Source organism: Bacillus sp. AR8-1 (assembly GCF_008042345.1).
Lineage (GTDB): Bacteria > Bacillota > Bacilli > Bacillales > Bacillaceae_G > Bacillus_A > Bacillus_A cereus.
On sequence record NZ_QNUB01000030.1, the window covers coordinates 1 to 15,924 of the forward strand.

The following is a 15,924-nucleotide window of genomic DNA, read 5'->3' on the forward strand; positions in this document are numbered from 1 at the left end:
CTCCACAGCCTGAAAAAAAGAGCCGATGGGCTCTTTTTTTATTTTTCTTTCTTGTGTTCTTTATATTCATGTACTTTTTCTTTTACATTACCAACTGTATCTTTAGCAGTGCCTTTCACCTTATCCCATTTTCCTTCAGCTTGTAATTTCTTATTGTCAGTTACTTTCCCAACAACTTCTTTTACTTCACCTTTTACCTTATCAATGGCACCTTCTACTTTTTCTTTTAAACCATGATCATGTTTAGTCATACATTTCTCCTCCTTGTAGTTTGATTAGAATTCTCTTTTCATATTGCAAGTTGAATGATGTATCTAGTAATATCGTAACAAATCTAGTTTGAATATTCAAATGATTAATAGGATAGAAAAGGATTTGTCATAAAATGTTTAAAAATGTAACGGAAGGAGAAATAAAGTAAATTATATGTCTTTTGCGGTCCATATTGATTTTGTATAAGCAATTTTCATGTGGGCACGTTCCATGTTATTTTGACTGCCGCTACCGAACCTTGCTTGTCCAACTATTAAAGTACAATTTGATTCAATAGCTGTCTTAATTCGTTTTTGAATTAATGCAGTATGACAGCCTTTACGCTGAAATTCTGGCAAAGTAGCAGAAGCAGCTAATGATGCGACACCCTTATTTATATACAGGACACCAATACCAGCAGGGATATTTTGAACTTCAGCTATGAAAAAATGCCATCCTGGTTCATTGTAAAGAATTTCATTATTTTGGCGCACGCTATCTTTTGTAAAGGATGGCATATTAAATCCATGTACATAAATGTTTGCAAAAATATCAAACTCATTTTCTTTTAGTTTTCGTATTGTAATATTAGAAGGAAGAAGTGATGAACCCTCTCTCGGTATACTATACAAAGCAGTATGGAAGCTAGATTGATAAAACCCTTTTTGAGATAAGTATTGAAATAATTTAGTTGTACCTTGTGCTGGGGTAATTTCAAAACGACAAGGGATTTGTAGTGATTCATAATAAGAAATGATTGCATCAATCGCATCTGCATTTGTAATACCTTTTACCGTATTAAAAGCAGGACCAGCAATTATTTTTGATGAAAAGGCAGTGGCGCTACCGAATTTTTTCATTTGCACTTGCATTGGGTTTCCGCTTATTGTTTGTAGTCTCTCTAATCTAGAAGAGAGCATATCAATTTCTGCATTTTCAATTTCTGTTGCTATATCGAGTGTCATAACAGTAGTCATAAAATTCCTCCGTTAATAAATATATTTCATAGTACATATACGATTTTTGTTTTGAGATTCCTGTTGAAATGTGAGAGAATAAGAGGCTTTTTGGAAGGGAAATGGAAGTGAGCTGTCGAAGGGAGTGGAAACAGATTAAAGGTGGTGCTCTCATGAAACAAAAAACCGTGCAGACATGCTCTAATTGTGGTTCTCAAAACATAGGAGAAGGTGAGTTTGTCGGATATGCACAAATACGGAAAAAGGAAACGATGTTCACATCTTCACCAGTAGATGCTTATATTTGTACAGATTGCGGGAATGTCCTTTTATTAAAAGTACGACATTATGAAAAGTTTAAGCAGAAGCCGTTATGATTATTGAAAAGTGTTTTTATTAAAGAAGCTAATAGGAGTAATATTTTACATATATATGAATATGCCTTATATAAAGAGATGACAACATATACTGTGTGGGATGCTTATTAATCGTTGCACAACATACAAAAATATATAGAAGAAATTGTGAATTAATATAAGAAAGAAAATTAGCCCTTCTTGGAATATTTCATATCGAAAACTCCTTTAAATGAATAAGGGAGTTTTTATTTTTTTGTAACAATAATTACCTTTAATTGTTATAATTTGTTATTGGAATGAAATGTTTGATTAATGTCATAATCGTAGAAGAAAACTAGCTAAATCGTATGAAAAATCGCTATATAACACAATCGCAACCGTAAGTTGACAAAGTGCAACCGCAGGAAGATAGAGATAAGGGCAATGTTTACATACAATTTAGGTAAGAAAACAAAGGGGGACACACATATGGGATTTGGTGAAAAGCTTTTTAAATTAAGAAAGGAAAAGGGCCTTTCTCAAGAAGCATTAGCTGAAAAATTAAACACAACAAGGCAAGCGGTTAGTAAATGGGAAAACGGTCAAGGTTTTCCTGAAACTGAAAAGTTAATAATGATTGGAAATGTATTTGAAGTATCACTCGACTATTTATTAAAAGAAACTGCAGAGCAAAGTAATGAAAATGTGGATGGCTATTACGTAAGTCAGGAAATGGCAGAAGGGTATATAGTGTATGGGCAAAAGATTTCAAAATATATAGCGTTAGGGTTTAGCTTGCTCATTTTATCTACAATACCGTATTTACTATTTAAAGAAAATGCAACAATGTCGACATTCCTTGTCATTATCATTGCTGTTCTTGGAATTGGAGCAATGATGGTGCCTGCAACGATAGAAGAGAGTCGATACAATGTATTGAAAAAAGAAGAACTACTATTTGATCAAAACTTTCTAAAAGAATTGACAAAAAGATATGCGATTATTAAGAAGAAGTATGCCGCAGTGATGATTGTTGGATTTTGTTTTATTGCCGCAGGCGCAATACCGTTTTTGTTTGAGGAAAAGCATATCACTTCAGGAGAATTAGTGCAGTATTATCCGTACTGTGTTGTACTTATTGCTATTGGAGTTTATCTTTTTGTTCGTGTTATAGGAGTGTGGGAGATGTATCGAATTTTAGTAGAAAATAAAGAATATAGCAATCGTATTATTTTCAAACTAAAAAAGAAAGTGAGAGAAAAAGTGGATAATTTTTAATAGGAGCAAACATACTTTTATGAAAAGTTAAGATAGGAGTGAAATGATGTCAAACATTCTAGAAATTAAAAATTTAAGTAAATCATTTGGAAACAAAATTGTTTTAAAAGATGTTACATTCAATGTGCCATCAGGGTCAATAGTGGGATTCATTGGTGACAATGGGGCAGGTAAATCAACAACATTTAAAACAGTACTAGAATTAATTTCTAAAGATAGTGGTACAGTGAAAATATTTGGTGAAGAAAATATAAATAAAGATGCCAAGAATAAGGGGAAGATTGGAGTCGTATTTGATGCTATGAATCTCCCGGCTCATCTTACAATAAAACAACTAAATAAGGTTTTTGAAAAGATATTTGAATCTTGGGACAGAGAAAATTTTTACCGATTAGTTCATTCTTTCTCTTTACCTACTAATCAAAAAGTAGGTAGATTTTCCCGTGGAATGTCGATGAAACTATCTATAGCTGTTGCATTGTCGCATAATGCCAAATTATTAATCCTAGATGAAGCGACGGGAGGTCTTGATCCTTCATCTAGGGAGGAGGTATTAGAGGAATTAAAAAGTTTTGTGAATAAAAGTAACGGTGGTATATTACTTTCTTCACATATTATGAGTGATGTAGAAAAAATAGCTAGTCACCTTATTGTGATAAAAGATGGAGAAATTTTATTGAATGAAGAAAAGGATAAAGTTTTGGACAATTATGCCATTGTAGATGTTGATGAGGAACAACTAACTTTAATTAACAAAGATATAGTTGTGGTGAAAAGGAATAATGGTTCTTATTTCAATGTACTTGTATCAGATGTGCATAAACTACCAAATGGGATTGCTCATAGAACCATTTCACTAGAAGAAATAAGTGTTTTATTAACAAGGGGTGAAAAATAAATGAAAGGTTTATTATTGACAAACTACTATCTAGTGTATCGAACTTTCTTTATGTTCATGGGAATGGCGATATTAGGATCAGGATTTGTTTTTTATTTTGGTAATGCTTCAATGTACCGTTTAATTGCTACATTCATTATCTTATTTGCTGCGATTCCTGCACTTGAAGTTATTAAGTATGAGAGTAAGTCGGGTTATGAAAAATATGTACTTACTTTACCGGTTACTAGAAATAACATTGTACAAAGTCACTACCTTTTCTATTTTTTAGTTGTAATTATTGGTACTTTATTATCGTATGGCATATTTTATGTACATGGTTTAGTTTCAGATACACCAATTGATGATGATATATTTAAGAGTGTTTCTTTAGGGATGTTCATCATTCTTAATGCCGGAGCAATAGCCTATCCACTTCTCTATGTTTTTGGAGCAGAAAAATCTGATGCTATTACAATTGGAGGCGCATGCGGGGGGCTTGTTACTTATTTTGGATTACAAAGTGTTATTGGTTATCTAATAGAACAATTTCCAATATCAAATTTAAATTCATCTGTATACGTTTCAATGCTATATACAATATTTGGTGTTATCATATATATCTTTTCTTTTGTTATTTCGGTATTTATATATCGTAAGAAAGAATTTTAATATGTTTTCACTTAGTATTTTCTGAATTATTTCCAAAGAAATAATTCAGAAAATACAGAAAAATGTCGTAATCATTTGCGGAAGTCTGTTATAATAAACGAAAAAATGAAAACGCTTTAAAGGGGGATATAACCAATATGATGATGAATGTACCGCTAACAATTAGTTCTATGATGGAAAGAGCAGAAAAGTTATTCTCAAAGAAAGAAATTGTTTCTCGCACACATGATACCATTACGACATTAACGTATAAGCAGTTAGGGGAAAGGACGAGAAGACTTTCCAGTGCGTTGAAAAAGCTTGGAATTAAAGAAGGTGAACGTGTAGGAACGTTAGCGTGGAACCATCATCGACATGTGGAAGCGTATTTTGCTATTCCAGGTATTGCTTCTGTTTTGCACACAATTAACATTCGTTTATCTCCTCAACATATTTCATACATTATTCAGCACGCAGAAGACCGAATTCTACTTATAGATGAAGATCTCGTACCGCTTGTTGAAAATATTCAATCACAATTATCAACTGTACAAGCTTACATTATTATGACTGATAAAGATAAACTCCCAAATACGACGCTGAAGCCTGTATATCATTATGAAAAGCTATTAGAAGAAGGTGATCCAAATTTCCAATTTGTAAAAGATATTGATGAAAATACACCTGCTGGTATGTGTTATACGTCAGCGACTACAGGAAATCCAAAAGGTGTTGTATATACGCATCGTAGTACTGTATTACACTGTATGGCACTCGGTTTAGCGGATACAGCTGCTTTATCGGAAAGTGATGCAGCAATGGCAATCGTCCCGATGTTTCATGTGAACGCTTGGGGACTTCCTTTTGCGGCTACTTGGTTTGGATCAAAACAAGTTCTTCCTGGACCGATGTTTACTCCAAAAATTTTATTAGAGATGATTCAATCAGAAAAAGTGACGTTAGCTGCGGGTGTGCCGACAATTTGGCTCGGCGTATTACAAGAGTTAGAAAATAATAGTTACGATTTATCTAGTATGACGAGAATACTATGCGGAGGTGCAGCGGCGCCGAAAAGTGTTATTAAAGCATTTGAACAGAAACATAATGTTCCGTTCATACATGCATATGGTATGACTGAAACGAGTCCACTCGTAACACTTGCACGTTTAAAAAGTTATGAAACGGAATTATCGTATGAAGAGCAACTAGAAATTCGCTCTAAACAAGGATATCTTGTACCTGGTGTCGAGATGAAAGTAGTCGGTACAAATGGTGAAGTGAAGTGGGATGGTACTGAGATGGGAGAATTATGTTTACGAGCACCTTGGATCGCTGAAAGCTATTATAACGATGATCGTACTGTCGAAGGTTTTCGCGATGGATGGTTATATACTGGTGATGTTGTCACAGTGGATGAGGAAGGTTGCGTGAAAATTGTTGACCGTACGAAGGATGTTATTAAAAGCGGGGGAGAATGGATTTCTTCGGTCGATCTTGAAAATGCTTTAATGGCACATGATGCTATATTTGAAGCGGCTGTCGTTGCAGTTCCGCACCCTCAGTGGCAAGAGCGACCAATTGCCTGCGTTGTTCAAAAGAAAAATAGTACGGTTACAAAAGAAGAAATATATGAGTTTTTAAAACCACAGTTTGCGAAGTGGTGGTTGCCAGACGATATTGTCTTTATGGAAGAAATACCGAAAACATCTGTTGGGAAGTTTTTAAAACAGGCGCTTCGGAAAGAACTGGAGCATTTGCATAGAGAGAAATAAGTGAACTTTTATTTGTAAACTCTAATACATTAACGGTTGACAAAAGAGGAGTGGAAAGATAATATAATTTTTGTGATATGTTATCTAAAAACAATTTTAAGTTTACAAATAGGAGAAGCAAATATGAATACAAAAAATTTAGTTTTCGTCGCTTTATTTAGTTCTATTATGGGAGTGTTAGGGTTAATACCTCCGATTGCTCTTTCTATTACACCAGTTCCAATTACATTGCAATCACTCGGTGTTATGCTTGCGGGTGGGTTGTTAGGATCACGTCTAGGTGCGTTAAGTCAGCTTATTTTCTTACTTATTGTAGGAGTTGGAGCACCATTGCTTGCTGGTGGACGCGGTGGCCTTGGTGTATTTGTTGGACCAAGTGCAGGATATTTACTTGGTTACATCATTGGGGCGTTTGTTATTGGTTATTTAATTGAGCGTTTACGTGAAGCTTCTATTATAAAAGTATTATGTATTAATATAATTGGTGGTATTTTCGTAGTTTATGTATTTGGTATTACTGTACAAGCGTTCTTAATGGAAGTTTCTGTATGGGAGACAATGAAAGTGAGTGCTGTGTTTTTACCAGGGGATTGTATAAAAGCAATTATTGCGGCAGTTCTCGTAACAAAATTACATCGTTCATTGAAACATATTATTACGCCCGCTTTAAAGAATGGAAAATATACAAATGCGGGATGATAAAGGGAAGAAACACGTTAATTGCGTGTTTCTTTTTATTATTATTGTAAAGAAAGGACGTCTCATATGGGGATTACAAAAGAATATAAAAAGCATGCCTCTTTACAACCAAATAAAATAGCGATAAAGGAAAATGATAGAGTTTTAACATATAAAGAGTGGTTTGAATCAGTTTGTAAAGTAGCAAGCTGGTTAAATGAAAAAAAATCGAAGAATAAAACGATAGCAATCCTATTAGAAAATCGTATAGAGTTTTTACAACTATTTTCTGGTGCCGCTATGGCCGGGTGGGTTTGTGTTCCGTTAGATATAAAGTGGAAACAAGATGAGCTCAGAGAAAGAATTGAAATTAGTAATCCGGATATGATTGTGACAGAACGATATAAGGTGAATGATCTATTGGATGAAGAAGGAAGAGTAATTGAAATTGATGAGTGGAAAAGAATGATAGAGAAATATCTTCCTACATATTCCACTGTAGAAAGTGTACAACATGCTCCTTTTTATATGGGATTTACATCAGGATCAACAGGAACAGCAAAAGCATTTTTACGTGCACAACAATCGTGGGTTCATAGTTTTGATTGTAATGTACATGATTTTCATATGAAAAGGGAGGATTCGATTTTAATAGCTGGGACGCTCGTTCATTCTCTTTTCTTATACGGGGCAATAAGTGCATTATATGTAGGACAAACAGTGCACATTATGAGAAAGTTCTTTCCAAATCAAGTATTAGATAAGTTAGAAACTGAAAATATATCAGTTATGTATACAGTTCCGACAATGCTTGAATCTTTATATAAAGAAAGTAGATTAATAGAAAATAAAGTGAAAATTATTTCGTCAGGAGCGAAATGGGAAGCTGAAGCGAAAGAAAAAATAAAGAATATATTTCCTTATGCGAAAAGATATGAATTTTATGGTGCATCAGAGTTAAGTTTTGTAACAGCACTAGTCGATGCAGAAAGCGAAAGAAGGCCAAATTCAGTAGGAAAACCTTGTCATAATGTGCAAGTTCGAATATGTAATGAAGCAGGCGAAGAAGTACAAAAAGGTGAAATAGGAACTGTTTATGTGAAAAGTGATCAGTTTTTTATGGGATACATAATAGATGGGGTTTTAACACGGGAGTTGAATGCAGAAGGTTGGATGACAGTGCGAGATGTAGGCTATGAAGATGAAGAAGGCTTTATATATATTGTTGGTAGAGAGAAGAATATGATTTTATTTGGAGGAATCAATATTTATCCAGAAGAAATAGAAAGTGTATTACATGAACACCCAGCTGTTGATGAAATAGTTGTAATTGGTGTGAAAGATAGTTACTGGGGTGAAAAGCCCGTCGCGATCGTAAAAGGAAGTGCTACGAAACAACAATTAAAGAGTTTTTGCTTACAGAGATTATCCTCTTTTAAAATACCGAAAGAATGGCATTTTGTAGATGGAATACCTTATACAAATAGTGGGAAAATCGCTCGTATGGAAGCAAAAAGTATGATTGAAAACCGGGAGAAAATATATGAATAGAGCAGTTATTGTAGAGGCGAAAAGAACACCTATTGGTAAGAAGAATGGGATGTTAAAAGAGTATGAAGTTCAGCAATTAACAACGCCGCTTCTTACGTTTTTAAGTAAAGGGATTGAGAGGGAAATAGATGATGTCATATTAGGTAATGTTGTTGGGCCAGGAGGGAATGTTGCGAGACTATCTGCTTTAGAGGTGGGACTTGGCTATCATATTCCTGGTGTAACGATTGATCGGCAATGTGGTTCTGGTTTAGAAGCAATTCGAACTGCGTGTCATCTCATTCAAGGCGGGGCAGGTAAGTGTTATATCGCCGGGGGAGTAGAGAGTACAAGTACGTCACCTTTTCAAAAAAGAGCAAGATTTTCACCTGAAACAATTGGTGATCCTGACATGGGAGTAGCGGCTGAATATGTTGCGGAGCGTTATAATATAACGAGAGAAATGCAAGACGAGTATGCTTGTCTTAGTTATAAGCGGACACTGCAAGCGTTAGAAAAAGGATATATACATGATGAAATATTTTCTTTTAATGGATTATTAGATGAATCTATAAAGCCAGAAATGAATTATGAACGAATCATTAAAAGAACAAAGCCCGCATTTTTACAAAATGGAACAGTAACGGCAGGTAATTCGTGCGGTGTAAATGATGGGGCATGTGCTGTTCTTGTAATGGAAGAGGGACAAGCCCGAAAGTTAGGATACAAGCCTGTACTTCGTTTCGTTCGTAGTGCTGTAGTGGGAGTGGATCCCAAGCTTCCAGGGACTGGTCCGATATTTGCGGTGAACAAATTATTAAACGAAATGAATGTAAAAGTAGAGGACATCGATTATTTTGAAATAAATGAAGCATTCGCCTCAAAAGTTGTTGCTTGCGCAAAAGAGTTACAAATTCCGTACGAAAAAGTAAATGTAAATGGTGGAGCAATTGCGCTCGGTCATCCGTACGGTGCATCTGGTGCTATGCTTGTAACACGTTTGTTTTATCAGGCACAAAGAGAGTCTATGAAATATGGAATTGCTACATTAGGAATTGGAGGCGGGATAGGGATTGCGCTATTATTTGAGAAAGTAGAAGACTAGCGAGGTAACTAGTTTTCTACTTTTTGAGGAACATAAATATTGCTACCAGGCTTCGCTTTCATTTCGTTCCAAGCAGCAATCGCATCAGCTTTTGCTTTCCCTTTATTATTTGGATCTTCGAAAAAGTCACGAGTAAAGCGATTGTATTCAAATTGTGTACCGATAGTTGTTTTGTATGTAGGGTCTTTTTTTCGTTCGTTTTCTTCATGCCAAAAAGCTATCGCGTCTTCATATGTTTTTCCAACATTCTCTTTGAAAAATTTTTGAAGAGCTACTGTAAAGCGGAAGTTTGTTCCGATTTTTTCTTTGAAAAAAGCACGAACATCTTCGCTACAGCGGTGATTGTTAGTAATAATCGTTTGAAGAGAAAGGTCTTTATAGGATAGGGAAGCTTTACTCACCTTTTGAACAGAGCTGTTTTTTAATATTTTACCAGTAGTTAAATAATGTGAGATACGCTCGGTTATTTCGATCTTAGAGCCACTAGCTGGCAACCCATTCTCACGACAAAATGTTTGGAGTTCTGCTTTTAACCAATAATAGTTTTGGAAATCTTCAAGTGATATAGACTTTGTTAAAGTTGGACGCATGAATGTAACAACTACTTTCTTCCATAATTTTCTTCAATTATAAAACGTATGTTCTTTTTATGGAAGGGTTAATTTGTAAATATAATGGGAAGAGGAGATTACATATGGAAAATGTAATGCAAGTTCGTGTTACGGGAATTTTAATTGAAGGTGAAAAATTATTGCTAGTAAAGCAAAAAGTTGCTAATAGGAATTGGTCTTTACCTGGAGGAAGAGTGGAGAATGGTGAAATGTTAGAAGAGGCGATGATTAGAGAAATGAGAGAAGAAACGGGATTAGAAGTTAAAATTAAGAAGCTACTCTATGTTTGTGATAAACCGGATGCCAGTCCATCTTTATTACATATTACATTTCTACTTGAAAAGCTTACAGGGGAAATTATGTTACCCTCTAATGAATTTGATCATAATCCAATTCATGATGTGCAAATGGTGCCGATTAAAGATTTAAGTCATTATGGTTTTTCGGAAACTTTTATAACTCTTATAAGTGAAGGTTTTTCAAATGCAGGGAGTTACCAAGGATTGAAACAAAATATTGGCCTGTAACTATAGAGTAAGGATAGCTATTAGCTATCCTTACTAAAAATGCTTTACACCGCCGACTGTAAAGAAGAAACAAGCTGATTTAAAAATTCATCTCCGCTCATAATTGCTTTCCCGCCACCGCGAGCACTCTTCTTATTTCCGCCACCTTTTCCTTCGATTGTAGGAAGAGCGTCTTTTAAAAGAGCATTCATATCGAGTGATACTGATTTTCCGCAAGCGAGAATACATTGTAGTTTGTCATCATTTTCGATGACGAAATACGTAATTGCATGCTCTTGTTGTTCTGTAATAATAGCGGAAAGCTTTGCGATTTCTTGCATAGAACGATTTGTAAATACTTTAGAAATAAGTATGTCAGCATGAATTTTTATAGGCTGTAGAAGTAGTTCATTTGCCTCTGCAAATAATAATTTTTCATTCATTGTTTGTATTGCTTTTTCGTTTTCTTTTTGAGAAGTAAGCAGTTGCGCCACTTTTGCTGGAATATCAGTTTCGCTACTGTTTAATTGTTTAGAAACATCTTTCATAATTTGTTGCTGTTGCCCCATTAATTTAAGTGTACGCCAACCAGCGATAAACGTTAAGCGTATACCACCTTTATTGCGCTCCCATCCTAGTACTTGAATAGGACCAACTTCACCAGTTCGTTTCGGATGCGTTCCACCACAACCGTTGTAGTCAAAGTTTTCGATAATAACAACCCGTATATTTTCTGTCATAGTCGGTTCTTTACGAAGGGGCAACGTTTTCGCTTCTTCTAAGTTCATCCACTGGATGCGGATTGGATGGTTTTCAAAAACAATTTTGTTTGCAATTTGTATTGCTTTTTCAACCGTTTCTGCATGAAGATTTTCTGTTTCTAAATCAATTGTTACTGTTTCTTTACCAAGATGGAATCCAATTGTAGGCATGTTAAAATGGTCCCAAAAAGCAGCAGATAAAATGTGCTGAGCTGCATGTTGTTGCATATGATCAAAACGGCGCTCCCAATTGATTTTACCTTCTACGTTTTCTGTATGTAATTGTTCTGCAATGTAGTGACGAATTTCTCCGTTTATCTCTTCTACATTGATTACATTGATATCATTTAATGTACCAGTATCATATGGTTGTCCGCCACCTGTCGGATAAAATGCTGTTTCATTCAAAACAACGTATAAGTTACCGTCTTTATCATAATCTTGCTTTATAATTTTAGTAGTAAAGTCTTGCTTATAAGCGTCAGTGTAATATAATTTGTGCTCCAATTTTCTTTCTCCCCTCGCATTAACTAGTTTCATTGTAATGCAATTGAAATTAGTTTCCTAATATTTCAGAAGAAAGAAACTATTTTTAGAATTTTCTTGCTATAATAAGGGAAAGAAAATGCGGGGGTGGAATAAATATGTTATATGAAAACGGCGTAGATAAACTGCTTAGTTTAAGTAGAAATATTTCCGAATTATATCGAGAATTAAACGAAATGACCCGGATTTTAACGGATTGTAATCGAGAAAGTGTGAAGTTTGATCGATTATATGTAAAAGAGTTACTTTGGAAGAAAGAAGATGTAATAGAGAAATATGACCAGCTACTTGTACAACTTTGTATTAACGAATGCTTTGATCTAAAAAGTGTCATTACAGGGGAATATAAGTATACATATGAAGAAGTAGAAAACATAGTTTTACAATTTAATGAAAAGTATAATGTCGCAATCTTAATTAAAGATGTGTGTAAAGAATTACAGTTCACATATGGAATTGATATGGACATAACGAGAACAACTCGGGTATCAACAGCTCAAGTATAGAAAAAGGAAAAGAAAGCAGATCCTTTGCTTTCTTTTTTTGTGAAAATAGAGAGAGTAGGTTTAACGATGAAGGGGAAGTTACAGCATATTCATCCGCTTGGAATGAGTATTATTTTAGGGACATTGTTTGCTAGGTTTGCAACTTCAATGAGTATCCCTTTTTTAGCGATTTATTTAACGACTGTTAAAGGTGTATCAGCTGGAATGACTGGTGCTATTATCGGAACGAGTGCACTTGTTGGTGTTTTTGCTAGTTTTATCGGAGGGAATTTATCAGATCGATTTGGCCGGAAAACGATTATGCTCTGGTCCATGATCGTTTGGGTTTTTGTGTTTATAGGTTTTTCACTTGCGGATCATGTTTTAAGTTTCTTTTTATTAAACGCTTTAAATGGATTATGTAGGTCGTTTTTTGAGCCAACATCAAGAGCATTATTATCAGATTTAACAAAGCCTGAGTATCGGTTACTCGTCTATAACTTACGATACGGTGCAATAAATGTTGGAGTTGCAATTGGACCAATTGTTGGATTACAGATTGGAAGTGCAAAATCAACAATTCCTTTTTTAGTAGCAGCTGGGGTATATATTCTATATACAGCTATATTAGCGTTCCAATTTAAGAAGTATCCAATGGAAAAAAAGAAAGTGAGTACAGAAAAAACTGTTACAATGCTAAATGCAATACGTATATTGCGAAAAGATATAGTATTTTTAGTTGCTTTAGTCGGTATTATTTTGAGTAATTGCGGTTTTTCCCATTTAACGACGACAGTATCTCAATATTTTGCAAATGCACATATATTTGAGGATGGGGTGAAGCTATTCTCATATATGCTCGCTTTAAATGCAATTGTTGTAGTGATTATCCAATACCCTGTTATTCAAATGTGCAAAAAGTATACACCGTTAACATCAATTATGGTTGGGACTTTATTTGTGAGCGGGGGATTATTTGGCTTTGGAATAGTAGAATCTATGCTAGGTGCTGCCGTTTGTACAATTATTTTTACAATTGGAGAAGTCTTAATGTTTTCGATGACGGATGTATTTATTGATGATATTGCTGTTGCGCATCTAAAAGGAACATACTTCGGTGCGATGGGCTTTTCGGGAATTGGAGTAGTAATAGGTCCGTGGTTCGGAGGAGTACTTCTCGATTACTACGGGTACCAAAATGGGTTTGCGGTATTTTCAGCACTAGCTATATTTTCAACTGTGGCATTTCCTGTGCTTTTAGTTACAAAAGGTTTATCGAAAAAAAGATATGATAGAAATTCTAATATAGAAATGCATGCGAAATAACATAAGCCCCAGTAATCAACTGGGGCTTAGTTTGAATTATATTAACTCTTAATTTGAAAAAAGAACTTTTTTTTCATGCTTATCAGCAACTTCATTTTTGGAAATATGAATGGCTAAAAATCCGTTTTCTAAGCAGGCTAGCATCTTTTTATAAATGATAGTAGTAGGTAAAGGGATTGTTCGTTGTAAGGAAATGTTTTTATGAAGTATGCATATAGCTAGGCCTGTCTCTAACTTTTTAATGAGTACATTTTGTTCCGTGACATTTTGTACATCTGTTTCCAAAATATATTCTTCTTCGGTTTCGCAAAGATCGATGTGAATTTGATTTGGAAAGCTAAAGTTACTATAAGAATCGGAACAAAATTGATCCATCCATTCTTCGAAACCATCAACATGAAAAAGACAATTCTTCTTTTTCTTGCCCATGTAAGACACCCTCCGTAAAATATCAATTCATATCATGTTATGCATGAATGAAACAGAGGTGAAGAATAAATGATGAAATACAAACATTTTATGTTGAATGTGCACGGTATGTGAATGTTTTTATTACATATCATGATGTGAATGTTTTTTTTGGCGTGAATGGTTACGGTTTTTTACTTTATGAGATCCGCTTAATGGTTCAGGTTGTCCTTGTTTTTCTTTTGATTCACGGTTGTTTTTATCCATTGTATATGACACCTCCTCTTTCTTTTTAGAATGAGAGAAGTTGGCGATTTTATACGAGAATGTTTTTAGAAAAAAAGGTAAAGATAAAGGGGACTAACAATTATAGAAAGGGGATTATATAATGCCATATCATAAAGATAAGCAACAAGCCTTTCAAGCGGCACAGCAAGGAGTTACACAAGCAGAAAATGCATTTAATAATATTGTGAAAAATGACCCTAACTACGGTCATGATTTAAAAGAGTTACGCCAAGAGGTTCAGGAAGCATATGAACAAATTCAAAATGCACTAGAGGTAGCTTCAGAAACACAACGTCCACAACTTGAGCAATATGAAAATAATCTCCAAAATATAATGCGAAATGTAGATCAATTAGAAAAGTAAATGAGGTTGTTGTCTATTCGACAACCTTGCTGCTTTAGTAAACGTTATGCTAAAACAGAAAATTTTTCTATTAGTTTTTTCTTTGCTATGTGCAGTACATATATTTCAAGTGGAAAAAGTGGAAGCGAAAATGTTGCTCAGAAAAGAGTTAGAACCAACTGGTTATGTAACATGGGAAGTACCTAATAATGAAAAAATTATTGCAATTACATTTGATGATGGGCCAGATCCAACGTATACACCACAAGTTTTAGATTTATTACGTCAATATAAGGCGGAAGCGACATTTTTTATGATTGGATTTCGAGTTCAGCGTAATCCATATTTAGTGAAGCAAGTGTTAAAAGAGGGACATGAAATTGGAAATCATACGATGAATCATTTGTACGCAAGTAATTCGTCAGATGAAAAATTAGAAAATGATATTTTAGATGGAAAGAAATTTTTTGAAAAATGGGTGAAAGAACCTTTGCTATTCCGTCCTCCTGGCGGATATATTAACGATGCTGTATTTAAAACAGCGAAAGAGGCTGGCTATCAAACCGTTCTATGGTCGTGGCATCAAGACCCGCGTGATTGGGCAAATCCAGGGGTTGAATCCATTGTAAATCATGTAGTGAAAAATGCTAAAAGTGGCGATATTGTATTGTTACATGATGGAGGGAATGATCGTAGTCAAACGGTAGCAGCGCTAGCAAAAATTTTACCTGAGCTGAAAAAACAGGGCTATCGATTTGTAACGGTTTCGGAATTACTACGTTATAAACATTAGAAGAAATCCCAAAAGGAAAATAGACCTTTTGGGATTTTTCTTTACTGGTTCTTTTTACGTTTCTTATTATTTTGTCGCTCTGCTGGAGTTAAAGGCTCGTTTGCAAATTCTTCATTGTAACCAGTTCCTTGTCCTTGTGCAGATGCAGCATTCATTCCTGAAATAGTATGATTTGCTTTTCTTTTACCCATTTTATTTCACCCCTATAACATTTTTTGTATGTTGAATGATGAGCAGTTCATAGTATGTATGAACTGTAAGTAAACCGCTGATAGAGCACTTTACTTTATGATAATAGTATTCATAAGGAGCATGAAAGCTATTCAAATTTAGAAACATAAAGAAAACTTATGATAATCTATAAGTTTCTTATTATTTACTTATTTAGAAAGTTGTAATAAGATATTATCGTAAGGTATT

General features: G+C 34.6%; 20 protein-coding genes and 1 pseudogene. 14 read left to right on the top strand and 7 right to left on the bottom strand.

All coding sequences use genetic code 11. The features are described from left to right. Positions 1 to 38 precede the first annotated feature (38 nt). Together DN400_RS20550 and DN400_RS20555 are read right to left on the bottom strand one after the other, a co-directional pair. The gene (locus DN400_RS20550; RefSeq protein WP_000160410.1) at positions 39 to 251 is read right to left on the bottom strand and encodes a CsbD family protein; all 213 of its coding nucleotides are present in this window, start codon (positions 249 to 251) and stop codon (positions 39 to 41) included. 171 nt (positions 252 to 422) lie between these two features. After that, a complete protein-coding gene (locus DN400_RS20555) occupies positions 423 to 1,229 on the bottom strand; it encodes a GNAT family N-acetyltransferase (protein WP_000214344.1) in 807 nt (268 codons plus the stop codon). 152 nt (positions 1,230 to 1,381) lie between these two features. Here DN400_RS20555 and DN400_RS20560 point away from each other — a divergent pair, with 152 nt between their 5' ends. The 9 genes and pseudogenes from DN400_RS20560 (at position 1,382) to DN400_RS20600 (ending at position 9,437) form a co-directional block, all read left to right on the top strand. Beyond that, positions 1,382 to 1,585, top strand: coding sequence for a hypothetical protein (locus DN400_RS20560; protein WP_000810949.1), 204 nt, complete (start codon positions 1,382 to 1,384; stop codon positions 1,583 to 1,585). Between the two features lie 3 nt (positions 1,586 to 1,588). Further along, positions 1,589 to 1,693 (top strand): annotated as a pseudogene (locus DN400_RS30315) (GNAT family N-acetyltransferase); the annotation flags it as partial. Between the two features lie 342 nt (positions 1,694 to 2,035). Beyond that, the gene (locus DN400_RS20570) at positions 2,036 to 2,824 is read left to right on the top strand and encodes a helix-turn-helix domain-containing protein (protein ID WP_000505616.1); all 789 of its coding nucleotides are present in this window, start codon (positions 2,036 to 2,038) and stop codon (positions 2,822 to 2,824) included. Between the two features lie 46 nt (positions 2,825 to 2,870). Continuing rightward, positions 2,871 to 3,722: an ABC transporter ATP-binding protein gene (locus DN400_RS20575; protein ID WP_147801900.1), complete on the top strand. Its 852-nt coding sequence runs from the start codon at positions 2,871 to 2,873 to the stop codon at positions 3,720 to 3,722. Further along, positions 3,723 to 4,373, top strand: coding sequence for an ABC-2 transporter permease (locus tag DN400_RS20580; protein WP_000677369.1), 651 nt, complete (start codon positions 3,723 to 3,725; stop codon positions 4,371 to 4,373). 137 nt (positions 4,374 to 4,510) lie between these two features. Next, positions 4,511 to 6,124, top strand: coding sequence for a long-chain fatty acid--CoA ligase (locus DN400_RS20585; RefSeq protein WP_061660267.1), 1,614 nt, complete (start codon positions 4,511 to 4,513; stop codon positions 6,122 to 6,124). A gap of 123 nt (positions 6,125 to 6,247) precedes the next feature. Beyond that, positions 6,248 to 6,823, top strand: a complete 576-nt coding sequence (locus DN400_RS20590) for a biotin transporter BioY (protein WP_147801901.1) — start codon at positions 6,248 to 6,250, stop codon at positions 6,821 to 6,823. Between the two features lie 66 nt (positions 6,824 to 6,889). Then, the gene (locus DN400_RS20595) at positions 6,890 to 8,353 is read left to right on the top strand and encodes an acyl-CoA synthetase (protein WP_000513156.1); all 1,464 of its coding nucleotides are present in this window, start codon (positions 6,890 to 6,892) and stop codon (positions 8,351 to 8,353) included. Beyond that, positions 8,346 to 9,437 carry an acetyl-CoA C-acyltransferase gene (locus DN400_RS20600; RefSeq protein ID WP_001078010.1) on the top strand — a complete coding sequence of 364 codons (1,092 nt, stop codon included), beginning with the start codon at positions 8,346 to 8,348 and terminating at the stop codon, positions 9,435 to 9,437. The genes DN400_RS20595 and DN400_RS20600 overlap by 8 nt, the downstream gene beginning before the upstream one ends. An 8-nt stretch (positions 9,438 to 9,445) precedes the next feature. Here DN400_RS20600 and DN400_RS20605 read toward each other — a convergent pair whose 3' ends face one another. After that, on the bottom strand, positions 9,446 to 10,027 hold the full coding sequence (locus DN400_RS20605) for a DUF6434 domain-containing protein (protein ID WP_001247912.1): 582 nt from the start codon (positions 10,025 to 10,027) through the stop codon (positions 9,446 to 9,448). 104 nt (positions 10,028 to 10,131) lie between these two features. Here DN400_RS20605 and DN400_RS20610 point away from each other — a divergent pair, with 104 nt between their 5' ends. Continuing rightward, positions 10,132 to 10,575, top strand: a complete 444-nt coding sequence (locus DN400_RS20610; RefSeq protein WP_000432583.1) for an NUDIX hydrolase — start codon at positions 10,132 to 10,134, stop codon at positions 10,573 to 10,575. A gap of 44 nt (positions 10,576 to 10,619) precedes the next feature. Here DN400_RS20610 and DN400_RS20615 read toward each other — a convergent pair whose 3' ends face one another. After that, the gene (locus DN400_RS20615; RefSeq protein ID WP_147801902.1) at positions 10,620 to 11,822 is read right to left on the bottom strand and encodes an alanyl-tRNA editing protein; all 1,203 of its coding nucleotides are present in this window, start codon (positions 11,820 to 11,822) and stop codon (positions 10,620 to 10,622) included. A gap of 137 nt (positions 11,823 to 11,959) precedes the next feature. On the opposite strand from DN400_RS20615, the gene DN400_RS20620 reads away from it, so the two are divergent. Further along, positions 11,960 to 12,367 carry a hypothetical protein gene (locus DN400_RS20620; protein ID WP_000965149.1) on the top strand — a complete coding sequence of 136 codons (408 nt, stop codon included), beginning with the start codon at positions 11,960 to 11,962 and terminating at the stop codon, positions 12,365 to 12,367. Positions 12,368 to 12,433: 66 nt separating this feature from the next. Continuing rightward, a complete protein-coding gene (locus tag DN400_RS20625) occupies positions 12,434 to 13,672 on the top strand; it encodes an MDR family MFS transporter (RefSeq protein ID WP_000676814.1) in 1,239 nt (412 codons plus the stop codon). A gap of 48 nt (positions 13,673 to 13,720) precedes the next feature. Here DN400_RS20625 and DN400_RS20630 read toward each other — a convergent pair whose 3' ends face one another. Beyond that, entirely contained in the window at positions 13,721 to 14,101 is a 381-nt protein-coding gene (locus tag DN400_RS20630) for an Hsp20/alpha crystallin family protein (RefSeq protein ID WP_000516758.1), read from the bottom strand. Between the two features lie 123 nt (positions 14,102 to 14,224). Beyond that, the gene (locus tag DN400_RS20635; protein WP_000360249.1) at positions 14,225 to 14,347 is read right to left on the bottom strand and encodes a small acid-soluble spore protein P; all 123 of its coding nucleotides are present in this window, start codon (positions 14,345 to 14,347) and stop codon (positions 14,225 to 14,227) included. Between the two features lie 121 nt (positions 14,348 to 14,468). Here DN400_RS20635 and DN400_RS20640 point away from each other — a divergent pair, with 121 nt between their 5' ends. Further along, positions 14,469 to 14,732, top strand: coding sequence for a hypothetical protein (locus DN400_RS20640; RefSeq protein WP_001146295.1), 264 nt, complete (start codon positions 14,469 to 14,471; stop codon positions 14,730 to 14,732). Positions 14,733 to 14,778: 46 nt separating this feature from the next. Continuing rightward, a complete protein-coding gene (pdaB, locus tag DN400_RS20645) occupies positions 14,779 to 15,504 on the top strand; it encodes a polysaccharide deacetylase family sporulation protein PdaB (RefSeq protein ID WP_061665781.1) in 726 nt (241 codons plus the stop codon). A gap of 41 nt (positions 15,505 to 15,545) precedes the next feature. Here pdaB and sspO read toward each other — a convergent pair whose 3' ends face one another. Continuing rightward, positions 15,546 to 15,695, bottom strand: coding sequence for an acid-soluble spore protein SspO (gene sspO, locus DN400_RS20650; protein ID WP_000518057.1), 150 nt, complete (start codon positions 15,693 to 15,695; stop codon positions 15,546 to 15,548). Positions 15,696 to 15,924 lie beyond the last annotated feature (229 nt).